Below are 16,659 nucleotides of genomic sequence, written 5' to 3'. Positions count from 1 at the left end.
GCCAAATCGCGTCCGAATCCAATATGGAAGAAATCACTCCATCAATGATTGTCCACTGGTTGTCACGACACGCCAAATATCAGACTGACCCGGACCCTGGCTTCGGCAAAGAACATCAGTTTCTGGTGAGGGTCAGTACCACCCCACCACCCAGATCGAGTTTGAGTTCAAGGATTCCTGTCCGGGGTTGAGGTTCAGGGGCAGGCAGCGTACCCAGATCCAAAAACCCTACGGGTTGCATCTGGCTGATGGCAGGGGAAATCCCATTGCGAAATACCCCTTGCCAGCGTATCAATCGGGATGGATTTAATCCCTTATCCCGACAGAAACTCTTGCAGTCCTGACCACTGGTCAGAAACTCGGACACGAACCCCTGCCAGTCCTGCCTGCTGTGGCGAATTCTCCTGCTACGCTTGGTTTCCATACCTGCTCTCCCGTGTCACAATCTGAAGAGGAGTATGCAGAAAAATTATCCGGGAAAATACAACGCCGCCCAGTTACCGCGTACACCCAGCCTTCGGGAGAAATCAGGCAACCGCAAAGCAGTTCGACGAAGGTGGCGCGGGAGCGTGGCGGGACGGCGGTGAGCAGATGCGTGATCCAACTCGACAGGCAAAGACGGGCAGTTTGAGCGTAGGACATGTGACACCGAACAAGGAGTAAAAAACTCCTCATTGGTCGACGCCCTGCGCACGACAAAACCCCTCGTGTGCAGGGCGTCGACCGCGCGAACCGTTCCGACTGTCAAGTGTTTTTTATGCATTTTGTGAATATCTTCACGCCAAAATTTGCCGTGTTGCTGAGGCTGAATGTCTAAAGTTGAGACATGGGGGTATTGATTGAGTTTCAAACGATGAAATTTGTCACCCCCACTCTGAGCTGAGTGAGCGGCAAACTAGTCCAGATAACAGTCTGCCGAATCAGCAAAAGATAGCCAATGAATTCATTCGTTCCGTGGCCGATGCCCGATTCATGGAACATTTCCTACAAAGTAGGGGCGGTACTTCATATGGACATGACTGGTTCCCCAACCAGCATAGGTGGGTGGGGCCATGCGTTTGAACAGGTCCAATTTACCGGATGTGCGGTCATTGCCGGAAAGAAGATGAGCCTCCAACATAACCGATTCCCTTACGCCTAACCATTGAGGCGCGTTGTGGGCACTGTTCAGGCAATGTAGCAGGGCAAGGTAACTGCTTTCCGGAAAATTTTTGCAGTGGATTGCCCTGGCAACGGCGATCCATTCTGTAACGGTCACCTTATGACCGACCAGGCTGCCGCGGTCAGACATGATCCATTGTTGCTGGCGACCTGACCGGTACTCGTCGGCTTTTCCGGCATCATGCAACAATCCCAACAGAATGCAAAAACTTGCATCAAGCAATTGCTGTGATTCCGCGCAGTCGCGTTGCATCCGGCTGGCCGTTTCAACGCTGTGGCGAAGATTGCCGTGTCGCGTCGCATGGTGGTTTTGTAATGATGACGGCCCGGTGCAAAACCGGTAGAAACGCTCCATGTCCCAAAATATGGCATTGAACAAATGCCGGAATTGGTGCGTCATCCTCTCGACTAAGGCAGCGGCTTGATGAATCAATTCACGATCAACTACCCAATTTGATGGGATGGTATGGAACAGATTCAGGTCCGGTGTCGGCATGCTTCGGATTGAAAGTCCGTCAATTTTGTAGGCCCATCCGTTGTGACTTGTGGATTCTAGTCCACGAGGACTCACCAGCAACCCATCCTTGAGTCTGGAGTCCGGATGATACCTGGACCAGCTAACGCGAATCGAGCAGGTTTCATGGTACAAGGTGGCCGAATATTGGTAGTGGGTGGCCTTGATCATGTGGCAACTCAAGTTTAATAGCCGGAAATGAGATGGCACTGGTTGAGGCAATTCCGGTGCTGGAGTTGAATATGTCATAAAATCAATGATATTTGATGGTGAGTTAAACATGATTTTGTACCTCGGTCGTGAAATTGGATAGGTTTTGGTTGGTCTGAAATGAGATGGCACCAGACTGGATCAGCAACAGTTCAAATGCGGAGCCGTCTTTTCGGGTTAAATTGGGAACAAAGCGCGAATACACAGTGAATAGCATCCGGGTTGATGTATGCCCCATCTGCTGGGCAATCCATTCTGGGTTTTCTCCAGCGGCAAGCCATAATGTTGCGGCGGTATGCCGGGTCTGATAGGGCTTCCTATGTTTCAGGCCAAGCTGTTTTAACAGCGGATGCCAGATCCGACTCGCAAAATTGAACCGATTGAAGGGCTTGCCGTTTCTAGCACAAAACACAAATTCGGAACCAACCGATTTCGTGGCCTCTCGTTGTTGACGAAGCGCCTCAATGACTGGCGGTGACAGCTCGATGGTTCGCTGTGAGCCTGATGTTTTGGTGGAGTCCAGTTCGTCACAAACCCAGGCGTTTTCAACCGTGATCTGCTTTCTATCAAAATCGATGCGATCCCATGTCAATCCCAATAACTCAGAGGTCCGCATAGCCGTAAAGAACGCCGTGATGAGATAAGGACGGTAGGTGTCGTGAATAGCGTCAATAATGGTTTTCGCTTCGTTCAGGGTAAATGGATCAATTTTTGTTTTTGGTACACGGAGTGGTTTTATTCCTTTGAATTTCATGGTAAATTCAAAGCGGTCGGCGGCTTCCTCGAGAATCTGACGTAACACATTCAGAATCCCGTTGACTCGGGCAGGTGATAGTCCATGCTTTTCGCTGGTGTCTTTGGCGAGATCTGCGCGAAAAACTAGGATGTCTGCCTTGGTAATGTCGCCGACCCTTCTGCCCCTGAAGTGGGGTGCCAAGTGTTTATTGATGATGTCCCGCACCTTGATCTGGGTGGAACGCTTCCAGTCAACCTCACGCTCGGTAAACCACTGGTCAGAAAACGCCAGGAAAGCCGGGTTTTTTCCTGGATTGACCGTTATGTTTCCCCGTTGATCGGGCGGTGATGTATTCATGACATCCTGAACTGCCTGAACCAATTCATCTGGCGTCGCCATTGGTGGCAACGAACTTTCAAACAGACTGGCCCGTTTGCTATTGGGAAAAAACTTTCGGTATGAGAAAGTTCCTGCCGCAATTTCATCCTCAATCTGACGGCAGGCCTTTTCCATGATTCGCCGGTTCATCTTGTTGTCGATCAGCGTTGTGTATTCCCGACACCGTACATTGAGGTAACAGAAATCAAAAAACATCAGTTTTTTTTGGTTGACACGAATGCTAGCCATTGAAGAACCCTCCGCTGGCCATGGGGATGCTGCCCACCTTGGTAAAACTATTCAAGAGATCGCTTTCGATCCGTTCCCACACAAAAAATATGCGTCTACCGCCCGGGGTGCGTACATAGTGGTAGCCTTCGATGAATACTCGGTCTTTGAGGTAGTCCCGAATGTGTCTGGTACAGTAGGGTACCCGCTTGGATAACTGTTCTGCCGTTAATAATGTGTAACTCATGATGTTCTCCTTAATCACAAACGTTCTTCACGAGATTTATATGTTAAGTATACTTTACGCTCAAGTCAAGTCATTTTGAATAATTTGCTTAACGAATTTGCTCTGTGAGAAAATTCGTTAAGTATAGGAGGGGGGTATGATCCGTTTTAAACTGCGAGAACTGATGCAAGAGAAGGCTTTTCGTGAAGGGAGAAGGATTCCTTACGATGAGGTGAGCCAAGCCACCGAGATCAGCAGAACCACATTATCAAAGATGGTCAACCAGCGTGGTTACAACACGACCACCGATAACTTGAGCAGGCTCTGCAAGTTTTTTGGCTGCTCACTGGGCGAATTGGCCGAATATGTTGAGATGGAATGAAGTCATGGCCGCCTGATCGACTGATTGAGGTGGTGTTCAGAATTCAACTATGTCAGTCAACGCTCAAGGCCATGGTAAGGCCATACTAAGGCCACGGGACAAAACTCATCGATCTGACACACCCTGAGGATCGTCAATGACGCGCGGATGTCGCGCATGGTTTTTATAAAAAACCCCTTATTTGCTGGACATGTGGGCCGTAATCGATTAGCATACTGGTCGTGAAACACGATCCGTAGGCGCGTAGCTCAGTTGGTTAGAGCACCACCTTGACATGGTGGGGGTCGTTGGTTCGAATCCAATCGCGCCTACCAGATTCTTTCAGTTTTATTTACCCCTCTGGTTTTTTCTGACTCGTCGAATCGGGTATGGGGAACTCTTTGCCCGGTGATGGCTCGAATCCGGTAGAATGTACCGTTCACCTCTCGGTGAGAGGGGCCGTTTCGCCGACAATACAACCAAACCCTACAAGGAATCATGATGAGCGCCAAAGGGCAACTGTTACAAGACCCGTTCCTGAATGCACTCCGCAAGGAGCATGTCCCCGTTTCCATCTATCTGGTCAATGGCATCAAGCTGCAAGGACAGGTGGAATCCTTTGATCAATATGTGGTGCTGCTCAAAAATACCACGACCCAAATGGTCTACAAGCACGCCATTTCCACAGTTGTCCCGGCGCGGAGCATCACCCTCCACACTCCGGAACCCGGCGCCGAAGATTAACTTCATGACGGATTTGGGCCCACTTCTGGGTCAGGGGCGTGCCTCTGCGCGTACCAAGGCGGGACAGGGGGGGTTGGAGCGTGTGGCTGAGGCGGTATCAGCCAATGCAGACCGTGCCCTGCTGGTCCGTCTGGTTCTGGGTCGAGGCCCTGCGGAGTCCTCTCTGGACGAGTTGCAGCGCCTGGCTCAAAGTGCCGGCCTCACGGTGGTGGGCTGGGTGGAGGGGCGCCGCGAACGCCCAGATTCCGCCACTTTCCTGGGGTCGGGCAAGGTTGAGGAGGTCGCTGGGCGGGTCCAGGCCGAGGCCGTCGGGCTGGTCGTCGTGGACGATGAACTGTCCCCCGTCCAGGAACGCAATCTTGAGCAGCGTCTGGGCTGTCGGGTCATCGACCGGACCAGTTTGATCCTCGACATCTTTGCCCAGCGCGCGCGCAGTCACACGGGTCAGTTGCAGGTGGAACTGGCCCAGTTGAAGCGTTTGTCCACGCGTCTGGTACGAGGCTGGACGCATCTGGAGCGGCAGAAGGGAGGAATTGGGCTGCGCGGACCCGGAGAAACCCAACTGGAGACGGACCGCCGTTTGCTGGCAGTGCGCGTCAAAACCCTGCAGTCCCGTCTCGTCAAAGTGCGCCGCACCGTTCAGTTGCAGCGTCGTGCGCGACAACGGGCCGGGGTGTTGAATGTCTCGCTGGTGGGGTATACCAATGCGGGCAAGTCCACGCTCTTCAATCGCCTGACTCAGGGAGACAGTTATGTGGCAGATCAGTTGTTTGCCACCCTGGATACCTTGACCCGACGCGTGTACCTTGCGCCGGGTCTGCAGGTTACGCTCTCCGATACGGTAGGTTTCGTGCGCCGTCTGCCCCATACGCTGGTGGATGCATTTCGTGCCACCCTGGAGGAAACCCGGGAGGCGGACCTGCTGGTGCTGGTGGTGGACCATGCCGACCCCGAACGGGAGGCCCAGATCGAAGCGGTCAACCTCGTGTTGGCGGAGATAGGCGCGGATCAGGTTCCCCAGTTACGGGTCTATAACAAGGTGGACTTGCTGGCCCAGGAATGTGGGCGGATAGAACGGGATGCCTGTGGTACAATTTCGGCGGTTTGGGCCAGTGCGCTTACAGGCGCGGGCCTGAACGAGATCAGGCAGGCTTTTCTGGAACGGTGCCAGTCCCCAGGCAGGCCGGGTGAATTGCCGGTCCTTCAGGAAACACAGGATAGTCATGGCACATAAACATTCCCGTTGGTGGATTTTCAATCAGGGCCCGCCCGATCTGGACGAGGTATGGCGGCAGTTTTTGCGTCGTTTCAAAGGGGGTACGGGGGGGGCGCCGTCTCCCCGTCCCGGCAAGGGAATGCCCTCGGTCTCCTTGCCAACACCCGAACGCATGGCCCTGATCGGCGTGGCGATAGTGGCAGTCATCTGGCTGCTGTCAGGGTTTTACATCGTGGATGCGGGGCAGGTGGGCGTCATCCTCCGGTTTGGCAAGTTTCAGGAACTGACCGACCCCGGCCCGCACTGGCACCTGCCTTCTCCCATCGAGGCACAGGCCGTGGGGAGTCCACTCAATGTGGCGCAGGTGCGTACCGTGGAACTGGGGTACCGAAATACCCTCAAGTCCAAGGTGTTGCATGAATCCCTCATGCTGACCGATGACGAGAATATCATCGACAACCAGTATGCCATCCAGTACACCATCAAGGATCCCAAGGAATTTCTGTTCAATAACCGCAATCCTGATGGAGCCGTGGTCCAGGCCGCTGAAACCGCCATTCGTGAGGTAGTGGGACGCAGCAAGATGGACTATGTGCTGTATGAAGGACGTTCCCAGATTGCGGCTGAATCAGAAAAATTGATACAGCAGATCCTCGATCGCTACCATACCGGCATCGCCATCAGCAAGGTCAACATGCAGAATGCCCAGCCCCCCGAACCCGTTCAGGCGGCTTTTGACGACGCAGTCAAAGCCGGCCAGGACCGTGATCGACAGAATAACGAAGGGCAGGCTTATGCCAACGACGTCATCCCCCGCGCACGCGGTGCGGCTTCTCGCCTGAACGAAGAAGCCAAGGCTTACGAGCAGCGCGTTGTGGCCCGGGCCGAAGGCGATGCCAGCCGTTTCAATCAGGTACTGGTGCAGTATCTCAAGGCCCCGGAAGTGACCCGTCAGCGTCTCTATCAGGACATGATGCAACAGGTGTTGACCAACACCAGCAAGGTCGTGGCTGACCAGAAATCAGGGACCGGCCTCCTGTATCTTCCTCTGGACAAATTGATCCAGGCCAGTGCCCTGGCCAATTTGGCGGGCTCCGACTCCGCTGGGGCGAGTGCCGCGCCAGCGGCGGCAGCCGGAACTCCTCAGGAGATCCCTTCCGAGAATGACTTGCGCGGGCGCGATGCCATGCGCAACCGGGAAAGGGAGGTCCGACCATGAAACAGAATTGGGGCATGGGCATCGTTCTCGTTGCCGGGTTGGTCCTGCTGCTTTCCGGGGCCCTGTATACGGTCAACCAGATTCAGTATGCGGTGGTTTTTCAATTGGGCGAGGTGGTGGCCGTCCGGACTCTACCTGGCCTCTACTTCAAATTTCCCTTGATACAGAATGTCCGCTTGTTTGATAACCGGATCCGTACGCTGGACAACAATGATCCAGAGCGGTTTATCACGGCCGAGAAAAAGCCCCTGCTGGTGGATTATTTCGTCAAGTGGAAAATCGACGATCCCAAACAGTACTATGTGAGCGTGGGCGGCGATGAACAGCGCGCCAAGATTCGTCTGACCCAAACGATCAATGATGACCTGCGTGCAGCCTTTGCCCAACGCACGGTGCACGAGGCGGTATCGGGAGATCGTGAATCCATCATGGAATCCATGCGCCAGCGGGCAGAAAAGGATGCCCAGCAGATCGGGGTACACGTCCTGGATGTGCGCATCCGTCGCGTCGAACTGCCGCCGGAGGTGACGGAATCGGTATATCGGCGCATGGAAGCGGAACGCAAGCGGGTGGCCAACGAATTGCGCTCCACCGGTGCGGGCGAGGCAGAAAAGATTCGGGCCGATGCGGATCGTCAGCGTGAGGTAATTTTGGCGGACGCCTTTCGCACGGCCCAGGAAATCAAGGGGGGTGGGGATGCCAAAGCGGCTGCCCTGTATAGTGCAGCCTACGGCAAGAACCCCGAGTTCTACGCTTTTTACCGCAGCCTGGAAACCTATCAGCAGGGTTTCAGGAGCAAGGCGGATGTGTTGGTCCTCGATCCTTCCGCACCCTTTTTTCGCTATTTCAATTCTCCCACCGGAACGGGCTCGGCGCCCCTCAAGCACTGACCATGGAAGTGCTGTTGAGAACCTTTGCGCTGGTCCTGGTGCTGGAAGGGATTCTTCCCTTTCTGGTGCCCGAGCGATGGCGTCAAACGGTGATCCGGCTGAGCCAGATGAGCGACCGTCAGGTTCGTTCCTTCGGTTTTGGCGCAATCGTGCTGGGGGTTGTCCTGTTTCAATGTGTGGTCTGGGTGACGGGTTAGATCCCCATTCCAGAAAGGAGAATCATGACCTATCGATGGCTGTTGCCTGATCATCTCGAAGATTTGTTACCGGAATCCGCCTGGTGCCTCGAAGGGGCACGTCGTCTGTTGCTGGATACCCTGCGGGGGAAGGGTTATCAACTCGTCATTCCGCCCCTGGTGGAGTTTGTGGAGTCTCTGGCGGTGGAGTCGGGGCAGGAACTGGGGCCCTTGGCCTTTTCCCTGGTGGATCCCCTCTCGGGGCGTCAACTGGGGTTACGCTCGGACATGACCTTGCAGGCTGCGCGCATCGATGCCCATGGCATGAATCATCAGGGAGTCAACCGGTTGTGTTACGCGGGGTCCGTGGTGCAGACGCATCCGGAAGCGCCGATGCGTTCCCGTGAACCTTTTCAGGTCGGGGCGGAGTTGTATGGCGTGGCCGGTTTGGAGGGCGATCTCGAGATTCTGAATCTGTTGTTGGCGTGTCTGGAGCAGTTGGGTCTGAATGAAGTGCGTGTGGATGTGGGGCAGGTGGCCCTGTTCCGGCGGATGGTCGAACAGGCCGGATTGAATCGCAGCCAGGCTGCGCAGGTGACCGAGATTTTACAACAGCGGGATGTCCCTTCCCTGAAACGTTGGGCACATGCTCTGCCCGCCCCGTGGAACTGGCGTTTTTCTGCCCTGGGTGGGCTCGATGGTCCGCCCGGTCAGGTTCTGGAAGCTGCGCGTCAGGCGCTGGCGGGATGGGCCGATCTGGAATCCATGTTGGCTCCCCTCGATGCCGTCCGGCAGCACTTGCCCGCCCATACGGCCTTGTCTTTCGACCTGGCGGAGTTGCGCGGCGTCCATTACCATAGCGGATTGGTCTTCGCTGTCTATTGTCCGGGGTTTGCCGAGGCCGTGGCGCGCGGGGGGCGGTATGATGATATCGGCGAGAGTTTTGGGCAGGCGCGTCCGGCTGTGGGGTTCAGTCTGGATCTCAAGGCGCTTCTGCCCCGGTTGAAAACATTCCAATAAACAAGGGAGCAAGGCGCGCATGGCACGCAACGTGGTGGTGGTGGGGACCCAATGGGGCGATGAGGGCAAGGGTAAGCTGGTGGACTGGCTGACGGATCGGGCTCAGGGAGTCGTGCGTTTTCAGGGGGGGCACAATGCGGGTCATACGCTCGTCATCGGTGGTCGTAAAACCGTACTCAGTCTGATTCCGGCAGGGATTCTTCGGGATACGGTGACGTGCTACATCGGGAATGGCGTGGTTCTGTCTCCGGATGCCCTGATGCGCGAGATTCAGATGCTGGAAACCTCGGGAGTGGATGTCACCTCCCGACTCCTGATCAGCGAGGCCTGCCCCCTTTTGCTTTCCTACCATGTGGCCATCGACAAGGCGCGCGAGGAAGCGCGGGGAGAAGGACGCATCGGAACCACGGGACGGGGAATCGGCCCGGCCTATGAAGACAAGGTGGCGCGGCGCGGATTGAGGGTGCAGGATATATTTTATCCTGACCGTCTCGAGACAAAATTGCGTGAGGTGCTGGATTACCACAACTTTGTCCTGACCCGTTATTTTGGGAAGGAAGCGCTGGATCTGGCGAAGGTCAAGGAGGAGGCGCTTCAGTGGTCGGATCGGTTGCGTCCCCTTGTGACCGATGTGTCGCGACGTTTGCATGATGCCCAGCGGGCTGGACATAACCTGCTGTTTGAAGGCGCTCAGGGAACCCTGCTGGACATCGATCACGGCACCTATCCCTTTGTGACTTCCAGTAATTGTATTGCCGGCGCTGCTTCACCGGGGTGCGGGGTAGGTCCGCAGCAACTCGAGTACGTGTTGGGGATCACCAAGGCCTATACCACCCGTGTGGGTTCCGGCCCATTTCCGACGGAACTCGATGATGCGGTGGGACACCGTCTGGCGACGCGTGGGCATGAATTCGGCGCCGTGACGGGTCGGGCACGTCGTACCGGTTGGTTCGACGCCGTGGCTCTCAAACGCGCCATCCAGATCAATGGGGTGTCCGGTCTCTGTGTGACCAAACTGGATGTCATGGATGGGTTGAAAACCGTTCGGATCTGTACCAGTTATCAGTTGGCAGATGGGCAATCCTGCGATATTTTGCCTCTGGGGGCAGAACTTCTGGAGAGTTGTCAACCGGTGTACGAGGAAATGCCCGGTTGGGATGAGTCCTCCGTGGGGGTGGAACACTACGATCAGTTGCCGCTCAATGCGCGCCGTTATCTGGAACGTCTGGTCGAGATTTGTGAAGTGCCCATCGATGTGGTCTCCACCGGTCCGGATCGGCGCGAAACCATCGTTCTGCGTCACCCCTACGATGCCTGATGGTCAGGATGACTTCTTCGCTCGACCATGAATTGCGCACCCCCCTGGCGGCGATCCAGGGGTTTGTCGCGCTCCTGCAGGAGGGAGGGGTGAGTGCTTCCGAGGAGCGGGAATACCTCCTGATGATTGTGCGTTCTGCACAACGGTTGCAGGTGCTGCTGGACCAGAACCGGGCCGTTTTGCGTCAGATCCAGACAGAGTCGGACTGATCGGTTAGGGGGGCGTTCAGCGTGCCAGACCCAGTGCGGGAGAGCCTGCGGGAAAATGGCCGGCTTTCGAGACCCAGCAACGCCACGCATGGTCCTGTATCTGATCGAAAGGGACCGGTTTGGGAAGGATGGGGGTGCCCTTGGGGAATTTCGGGTGTTGTGCCACTTCCTGCGGGTCCAGGCCCGTGACCACCAAAACGCTCATGAAGGTGAGGCTGGGAATGGTGGGAAGGGTATGGAGCATTTCGAATCCATCCATGCCGGGCATGTGCAGATCGGTGATGAGGAGGTCGGGGGCGTGTTGTCCCATCTGGACGAGCGCGTCGTAACCGTTGCGTGCCGAGCGCAGGTTTGGTTTCATCGGCCACTGGCGAGCCTGCGCCAGATACAATGCACGCAAAGTCTCGTCGTCTTCCACGATCAGGATTTCAAAGGGAGTCCCTGTGGCAGTGCCAGACGGGTTTTGTGTCCGTTTCGAGACCAGGTTTTCCACGGAGGTTCGACAGATTCGACGGTGTCCGCCGTGGGTTTTCCAGGCTTCGAGAATCCCCTGTTCCGCCCAGAGCTGGGCCGTACGCAGGGAAATTCCCAGTCGTTTAGAGGCTTCACGCGTGGTGCAATAGGATTTCGGAACCCGGTCCTGATGAGACATTGTGCGAATCTCGCCAAAAACCTGCAGACCGGCTAAGGTCGATATGTTATAGTTCGCTTCGGGAATTTTCCCATGATTTCTGGTGCCGAGAAGAAGCAAAACTATATCGGATAAATCCCTTACGAATCAACAGGTTATAAATTTTTTGGTGTAAATTTGGTGTAGCAGGAAAACCCTGAACACCGCCAGACGCAATAATACACCAACCCCAAAAAAGCGCCATTCGTTGCAACTACGCAACACGGCCAGGCATCACGGCCTTTGCTCGAGAAGGTGCAAATACTTCTCGGTTGTCGTCAGCGATGTGTGGCCCAGGTTCTCTTGCACCTGCTTTAGAGGCAGGGCAGATGCCAGCATCACACTGGCCGCCGTGTGGCGCAGCAAATGCCCGCCGTTCTGCTGTTTGGTCGTGATGTTCGCTGAAGCCAGCAATTTGTTGATCGCGTAGTACACGGTTTGTTGGCTCATGACCCCGCCGCGCTCTGACACAAACAACCTGTCATCGAACCTCTTGACCATGCTACGGTACTTCAGCTTTTTAAGCCAGGACGCCATGTAGTCGGCATGCGTCGGCGCAAACTGCACCAACCGCTCCTTCCTGCCTTTCCCAACCACCCTCAGCCGTCCGGCCAGGTAGTCGGCGCCGGCAGACAGCGGCAGATCGATCGCCTCCTGCGTGCGTAGCCCGGCATCCAGGAGCAACGCTACGAGCGCGGAATTGCGGTAGCCGGTAAACGTGTCGTCCGACATCGATGCGTGCAGCAGGCGATCCTGCTCTTCCCAGGACAGGCACTCCGGCAGGCGCGTGCCCACCCTCCCGCCAACACCGCCGCGCTTTTTCACTTTTGCCTCGCGGTAGTAGATCACCGGGTTTTCGTTGCACTCGCCGACCTCCTGCAGATAGGCGAAGATCAATTCCAACGCTACGGCACGCGAGTTGATCGTTGATCGCGCGTATTGTCTTCCATCCGCGCCGGCGCCTGTGAACTTGCGCACATGAGGCACGCCGAACTCGTTACACGAACTGATATGCTCGTCGCGGCAAAACGCATCAAAATCCGCCGCAATCCTGGAATACAGCCGGATCGTGTGCGGCGAGTACGGAGTATCAAATACCGGTGATTTCAACCAGTCTTTGAAGTTTTCGAGGATTTGTTCCATCTCCCCACCTTTTTCGAGACGAATCGCAATGAAAATCGCTTTTTCTGACTTTTTCTAAAACCGGAGCAAAAAGATCGTTTTCGGCCATTAGCGCGGCAAAGATCGCGCATCAAAAAGAAAAACCATGCGCTTTCCCATGTTCCCGCCTGGATCATCTCGCCCAGGAGTCGCACCGTCAAATCGCATCACCATGACGAAAAGCCCGAGCTTCCGCAGAATTTCTCGACAAGGCCGAATTTTCGTCAGCTTTTGTCGTTTCGCACGACCAACAGAACACCCGTCATTGGCGCCGACAAGCCAAAAACAACCGGCCGGCCACGGCTACGTCAGGGCATCGCCGTTTCATTTGTGATACTACACCATTATCACATACCAAGGCAGGACAGAACTCGTCACGCCCCCGTATTAAATGCGCCCTACGGCAAAAATGTTATCACATATCAGATAATTTATCGTGCGAATATTTGTTTTCTTGGGGTACAATTTTAAGGCGGGTCTATTTTAACCAAACAAGGTGATTTCATGACGACGAAACGGATTTCAGCCGAACTGACGGATGACGACGCAATCAAACTGGATATTCTCTACACGACCACCAGACTGAACGGAATGCCGAAAAAAGACGCCGACAGGATGTTTTGCGAAATAGCAACGCTTTCCGTCGAAAAAGCGATTGAGTCGTACAGACGAGAAACTGGTGTCCAGTATCCGTCATACGATCAACTTCGTGACTATCTTGGGAAGATTTAACCAGAAACCGAGAAACCGGAAATATGCCCCGCGATTTTGACAATCAGTGGGGCTATCTCATTTTTGGAGCGGTAGATTCTTTTGGCCGGCAAAATGCTTGCACCTGCTCGTACAGAGCCGGCAAGTCGCTATGAATCGCCTTCCAGACGACCTTCAGATCAACCTTGAAATAATTGTGCGCCAATGCGTTTCTTATGTCATTGACGAGTGCCAATTGAATTTCTGGATGCGCGGTAGCAAACGCCGGGTGAATTCGCTCAATGTTGCGACTGGCCTCGTCGATCGCTTCAAGGTTGCGAATCACAGCGTCCTGCACGATATTGCTCGCCAAAAAACCGGCTTCGCCAATATCTTCCACGTAGTTGCGGATGCGCTCAATGGCCTCAAGGATATACCCAAGGTAGTCAGGTAGTCGTTGAGGATCGCCGCTCACGAACCGGATCGCTGCGCGGTTCAATTTCAACGCTTCAGATGGTTTCATGTTTTCCTCGCTTCAATCAATATGGCGCACCCCAAACCTGGCAACCTCATCCATCACGTCCGGCTTCAGGCTTGATTTGTCCCACAGGTCAAACTTTGTACCAACAAAAAAATAAGGGTCTCCACCGTTTAGTGTGGAAAGTGGTGTAATCTTTGTCGTCATTGGATAACCTGGTTGAGGGGGTTGACATGACAACTGTGGAGAACTTGTTTACAGCGGCCTTGGGACTTCACCAACCTTGGCATGTGGATGAAGTCAAATTTTCTCTGGATGAAGGGGAGATCCATTTCAATGTTGCTTGCGGAGAGAAGCGTCTGCCGTGTCCGGTTTGTGGGGCGGGAGACCAGCCGGTTCATGACCGTCTGGACCGCACCTGGCAGCACCTTCATTTTTTCCAGTACCGGGCCTTTATTCACGCCAAAGTCCCACGCATCGCCTGTACCTGTGGCAAGACCACGCAGATGGAAGTTCCGTGGGCGCGTGCTGGGAGTGGATTCACCTTGTTGATGGAAGCGCTGGCGGTGATGTTGTGTAAAACGATGGCGGTGGCCCAAGTGGCACGACTTCTCTCGGTGAATGAGCAGCGGTTGTGGCGAATGATTACCAGTCTGGTTCAGTCTGCCCGTGATCAGGAGTCTTACACTGAGGTAAAACATATTGGAGTGGATGAGAAGCATGTGGGACGACTGGGCTTTGTCACTTTGTTTCACGATGCGGATGAACGCCGCGTTATCTTTGATATGAAGGGACGGGATGCCAAGGTCTTCGAAGCCTTCGTTAAGGATATTCAAGCCCATGAAGGAGATCCAAGCCAGATCAAAGTGGTTTCGATGGATCTGTCCCGTGCTTACCAAGCCGGGGCTACAAAGCATTTGCCTCAAGCAGTTCAGTGTTTTGACCGGTTTCACTTGGTCAAACTGGTCAATGAAGCAGTAGATCAAGTCCGTCGTGCCGAAGTGAAGACGGAGCCCAGCCTGAAGGGTCTCCGTTGGGGACTTTTGAAAGATCCTGGAAAATGGAACCAGGCCCAAGGCGCAGACATGTATGACCTGAATCGAAATCGATTGAAAACAGGACGAGCATGGCGTATGAAAGAAGCCTTCAGGGACATCGTGGAGTTCTCGAACCATACGCCAGAGCGAACCCGTTACCTGATAACGCATTGGATCAGTTGGGCACGTCGTTCCCGACTGGAACCCTTCAAGCGCCTGGGGGCTACCTTCAAAAAGCATTTGGAAGGGATTGTGAGTGGTTTCACTTGTGGGGTAACCAATGCCACAGCAGAATCCATCAATGCCACTGTTCAGGGGGCCATTGTCAGAGCGCACGGTTTTCGCACATACCGCAACCTCATGGCTATCGTCTACCTGACCGTGGGCAAACTCACTCACCTTCCAGCACCCCCTTTTCAACATCGTCAGACCGTGCAATTTTCATGAGGCTTTCCACACAAAATGACATGGCCCCAAAAATAACCCGCAAGGGTTTCTATTTCGCGAAAAGTCATCGGCCCCGGATCAAGGATGCACAGGTCAATATCCGAATCCACCCGAAAGAACGCATCCTTGTTCGCCAAAGACCCAAAGACGACGACATCCGCGCCTTTGGTCTTGCACAGACCCACAAAGCCGTTCGCCAAAGCCACGCATCTTGCTTTGTGCGCAAGCCGCGCGATTTCTCTGGCCTCATGGAAAAATGGTTTCAATGGCACAACCCAACCCTCGCAATTCGACTACGATTCGTCGTCATCGTCGTCTTCCGCCCATCTCCGACGCTCAATCGGATTGAAGCCCCGCGACGAGCCTTCCTCGAGAGCCAGCGTCTTGATCATCTCAAAAGCCTTCTTCGGATCGTGCTTATTCAACTTCATCGCGCAGTCCAAAACCTTCAGCACGCCTTTCCCTGGGCTTTGGCCGACCGTGAAAAACCGGAAATACGCGGACAACTCAAGCCCGATATACAGAGAGAACTCGGTCCCCTGGATCGCCGCTTCGCCGCCGATTTCACGATAAAAATCCGAAATCGACAGAGCCGGCCTCGGGAGCAGTTCGTCTGGGTGCTTCTGGAAAAGCCGGTACAGATAACAGATCGACCGGCTCTTCACCCCCTTATTGCCGCGCGCAATCTCGCCGCTCATGATGCGCGGCCCCACCTGGAACAAGCGGCAAAGCTCAATATCAGTCAGCCCATGATCGATCTTGAATCTGACCAGATCGTTGCCAGTGATCCGGCGCGCAGGCACCGCCGGCATTTTCGGCTTGCGCACGCGATCGGCGGCAGGCTTCTCGACGGACTCCGGTTTCGTTTCGGACAAAGAAGCCTCGGCCTCAGCAACTTCTTGCGCCGCCTCGATACCCTCTTCTTTCGGAACGTCAATCGCTTCGCCTTGGACGGCTTCCGACTCAATGGTCTGCATTTCAGCGACCGGCGCTTCTTCGAAAACCGGTTTCTCGGCCACGTCGGCGCCAGAGATCGTACTACCTGGGTCTAAAATTCCATCCGCATTATGTTGTTTTTTTGCCACAATATCACCTTTGGTTTTAATGAAGAAAGCTCGACACAAAAACCTCGGAAGCCGATTGTTTTCGGGGTTTGCAAGCAAAATCAATCTGTTTTATCCCTTTTTAAGGGGAAACCTACCACCAATCCGAGGTAGACAACCTCTAAAGTTTATTGTATTATGGCATAACTCGTAACGAAAGGCAATAAAAATCGGGTATCCGTAATCTGTGATTGATTCCGCACCTTTGCTTCGTTATGTTACGCAGTTAAAAACCGCATTCTGTGATTGACATACCTTGAATGTCGCCTTTTGACATCCTCCCCCAGCTAAAGCAAGGGGATTCCTACGGCGCTCAAGCAGAGGCTGCTTGAGTCACTTCGGTGGGTTCCTGCTTCACGGAACGGCCTGACTGCGCCGATTCTCCACAGGCTGATATGTATTGACCTGTCAAGTTTTTCAATAAAAATCTCCCGGATCATCCTGCAGTGTGCGGGTAGCAGAACGGA

21 protein-coding genes, 1 tRNA gene and 1 pseudogene are annotated in these 16,659 nt (G+C 54.5%); 12 read left to right on the top strand and 11 right to left on the bottom strand.

What is annotated here, in order from left to right:
* Positions 1-115: 115 nt before the first annotated feature.
* The 5 genes and pseudogenes from tnpA to M6F29_RS09335 form a co-directional block, all read right to left on the bottom strand.
* A complete protein-coding gene (gene tnpA / locus M6F29_RS09350) occupies positions 116-424 on the bottom strand; it encodes an IS66 family insertion sequence element accessory protein TnpA (protein WP_273144076.1) in 309 nt (102 codons plus the stop codon).
* 83 nt (positions 425-507) lie between these two features.
* A pseudogene (locus M6F29_RS12585) lies at positions 508-642 on the bottom strand (IS701 family transposase); the annotation flags it as partial.
* Between the two features lie 328 nt (positions 643-970).
* Positions 971-1,846 (bottom strand): 3'-5' exoribonuclease YhaM family protein, encoded by an 876-nt coding sequence (locus tag M6F29_RS09345; protein ID WP_298158958.1) that lies wholly within the window; start codon positions 1,844-1,846, stop codon positions 971-973.
* Between the two features lie 103 nt (positions 1,847-1,949).
* Positions 1,950-3,248 carry a site-specific integrase gene (locus M6F29_RS09340; protein ID WP_298158955.1) on the bottom strand — a complete coding sequence of 433 codons (1,299 nt, stop codon included), beginning with the start codon at positions 3,246-3,248 and terminating at the stop codon, positions 1,950-1,952.
* A complete protein-coding gene (locus M6F29_RS09335) occupies positions 3,241-3,474 on the bottom strand; it encodes a hypothetical protein (protein WP_298158952.1) in 234 nt (77 codons plus the stop codon). The genes M6F29_RS09340 and M6F29_RS09335 overlap by 8 nt, the downstream gene beginning before the upstream one ends.
* A gap of 136 nt (positions 3,475-3,610) precedes the next feature.
* On the opposite strand from M6F29_RS09335, the gene M6F29_RS09330 reads away from it, so the two are divergent.
* The 10 genes from M6F29_RS09330 to M6F29_RS09285 all read left to right on the top strand — a co-directional run bounded on the left by M6F29_RS09330 (position 3,611) and on the right by M6F29_RS09285 (position 10,606).
* Positions 3,611-3,835, top strand: coding sequence for a helix-turn-helix domain-containing protein (locus tag M6F29_RS09330; RefSeq protein WP_062188313.1), 225 nt, complete (start codon positions 3,611-3,613; stop codon positions 3,833-3,835).
* A gap of 237 nt (positions 3,836-4,072) precedes the next feature.
* A tRNA-Val gene (locus M6F29_RS09325) sits at positions 4,073-4,149 on the top strand.
* Positions 4,150-4,315: 166 nt separating this feature from the next.
* Positions 4,316-4,558: an RNA chaperone Hfq gene (hfq, locus tag M6F29_RS09320; RefSeq protein WP_031595092.1), complete on the top strand. Its 243-nt coding sequence runs from the start codon at positions 4,316-4,318 to the stop codon at positions 4,556-4,558.
* Positions 4,559-4,562: 4 nt separating this feature from the next.
* A complete protein-coding gene (gene hflX / locus M6F29_RS09315) occupies positions 4,563-5,792 on the top strand; it encodes a GTPase HflX (protein WP_298158946.1) in 1,230 nt (409 codons plus the stop codon).
* Positions 5,782-6,993, top strand: a complete 1,212-nt coding sequence (hflK, locus tag M6F29_RS09310) for an FtsH protease activity modulator HflK (RefSeq protein WP_298158944.1) — start codon at positions 5,782-5,784, stop codon at positions 6,991-6,993. Before hflX ends, hflK begins: the two co-directional genes overlap by 11 nt.
* The gene (gene hflC / locus M6F29_RS09305; RefSeq protein ID WP_297478150.1) at positions 6,990-7,883 is read left to right on the top strand and encodes a protease modulator HflC; all 894 of its coding nucleotides are present in this window, start codon (positions 6,990-6,992) and stop codon (positions 7,881-7,883) included. Before hflK ends, hflC begins: the two co-directional genes overlap by 4 nt.
* A 2-nt stretch (positions 7,884-7,885) precedes the next feature.
* Entirely contained in the window at positions 7,886-8,080 is a 195-nt protein-coding gene (locus tag M6F29_RS09300) for a DUF2065 domain-containing protein (RefSeq protein WP_297453678.1), read from the top strand.
* Between the two features lie 24 nt (positions 8,081-8,104).
* Positions 8,105-9,079: an ATP phosphoribosyltransferase regulatory subunit gene (locus tag M6F29_RS09295; protein ID WP_298158939.1), complete on the top strand. Its 975-nt coding sequence runs from the start codon at positions 8,105-8,107 to the stop codon at positions 9,077-9,079.
* A 19-nt stretch (positions 9,080-9,098) separates the two neighbouring features.
* A complete protein-coding gene (locus M6F29_RS09290; RefSeq protein WP_298158937.1) occupies positions 9,099-10,397 on the top strand; it encodes an adenylosuccinate synthase in 1,299 nt (432 codons plus the stop codon).
* Positions 10,398-10,405: 8 nt separating this feature from the next.
* Positions 10,406-10,606, top strand: a complete 201-nt coding sequence (locus tag M6F29_RS09285; RefSeq protein WP_298158934.1) for a histidine kinase dimerization/phospho-acceptor domain-containing protein — start codon at positions 10,406-10,408, stop codon at positions 10,604-10,606.
* A 16-nt stretch (positions 10,607-10,622) separates the two neighbouring features.
* Here the strand turns inward: M6F29_RS09285 and M6F29_RS09280 are convergent, their stop codons facing one another.
* Together M6F29_RS09280 and M6F29_RS09275 are read right to left on the bottom strand one after the other, a co-directional pair.
* A complete protein-coding gene (locus M6F29_RS09280) occupies positions 10,623-11,258 on the bottom strand; it encodes a response regulator (protein ID WP_298158932.1) in 636 nt (211 codons plus the stop codon).
* 252 nt (positions 11,259-11,510) lie between these two features.
* Positions 11,511-12,419, bottom strand: a complete 909-nt coding sequence (locus tag M6F29_RS09275) for a tyrosine-type recombinase/integrase (RefSeq protein WP_298158929.1) — start codon at positions 12,417-12,419, stop codon at positions 11,511-11,513.
* Between the two features lie 522 nt (positions 12,420-12,941).
* Here M6F29_RS09275 and M6F29_RS09270 point away from each other — a divergent pair.
* Complete coding sequence (locus tag M6F29_RS09270; protein WP_298158927.1) at positions 12,942-13,169, top strand: hypothetical protein; 228 nt, start codon at positions 12,942-12,944, stop codon at positions 13,167-13,169.
* Between the two features lie 52 nt (positions 13,170-13,221).
* On the opposite strand, the gene M6F29_RS09265 is transcribed toward M6F29_RS09270, so the two are convergent.
* A complete protein-coding gene (locus tag M6F29_RS09265; RefSeq protein ID WP_298158925.1) occupies positions 13,222-13,650 on the bottom strand; it encodes a HepT-like ribonuclease domain-containing protein in 429 nt (142 codons plus the stop codon).
* A gap of 12 nt (positions 13,651-13,662) precedes the next feature.
* Positions 13,663-13,812 carry a hypothetical protein gene (locus tag M6F29_RS09260; RefSeq protein WP_298158923.1) on the bottom strand — a complete coding sequence of 50 codons (150 nt, stop codon included), beginning with the start codon at positions 13,810-13,812 and terminating at the stop codon, positions 13,663-13,665.
* Between the two features lie 26 nt (positions 13,813-13,838).
* On the opposite strand from M6F29_RS09260, the gene M6F29_RS09255 reads away from it, so the two are divergent.
* Positions 13,839-15,089 carry an ISL3 family transposase gene (locus M6F29_RS09255; protein WP_298158921.1) on the top strand — a complete coding sequence of 417 codons (1,251 nt, stop codon included), beginning with the start codon at positions 13,839-13,841 and terminating at the stop codon, positions 15,087-15,089.
* Here the strand turns inward: M6F29_RS09255 and M6F29_RS09250 are convergent.
* Together M6F29_RS09250 and M6F29_RS09245 are read right to left on the bottom strand one after the other, a co-directional pair.
* A complete protein-coding gene (locus tag M6F29_RS09250; RefSeq protein WP_298158918.1) occupies positions 15,068-15,355 on the bottom strand; it encodes a nucleotidyltransferase domain-containing protein in 288 nt (95 codons plus the stop codon). The two genes, M6F29_RS09255 and M6F29_RS09250, sit on opposite strands and share 22 nt — an antisense overlap.
* Positions 15,356-15,382: 27 nt before the next feature.
* Entirely contained in the window at positions 15,383-16,258 is an 876-nt protein-coding gene (locus M6F29_RS09245) for a hypothetical protein (protein ID WP_298158915.1), read from the bottom strand.
* Positions 16,259-16,659 lie beyond the last annotated feature (401 nt).

Origin of the sequence: Ferrovum sp., assembly GCF_027317285.1 — a bacterium.
Lineage (GTDB): Bacteria > Pseudomonadota > Gammaproteobacteria > Burkholderiales > Ferrovaceae > Ferrovum.
This window is presented reverse-complemented; position numbering and strand designations above follow the sequence as displayed.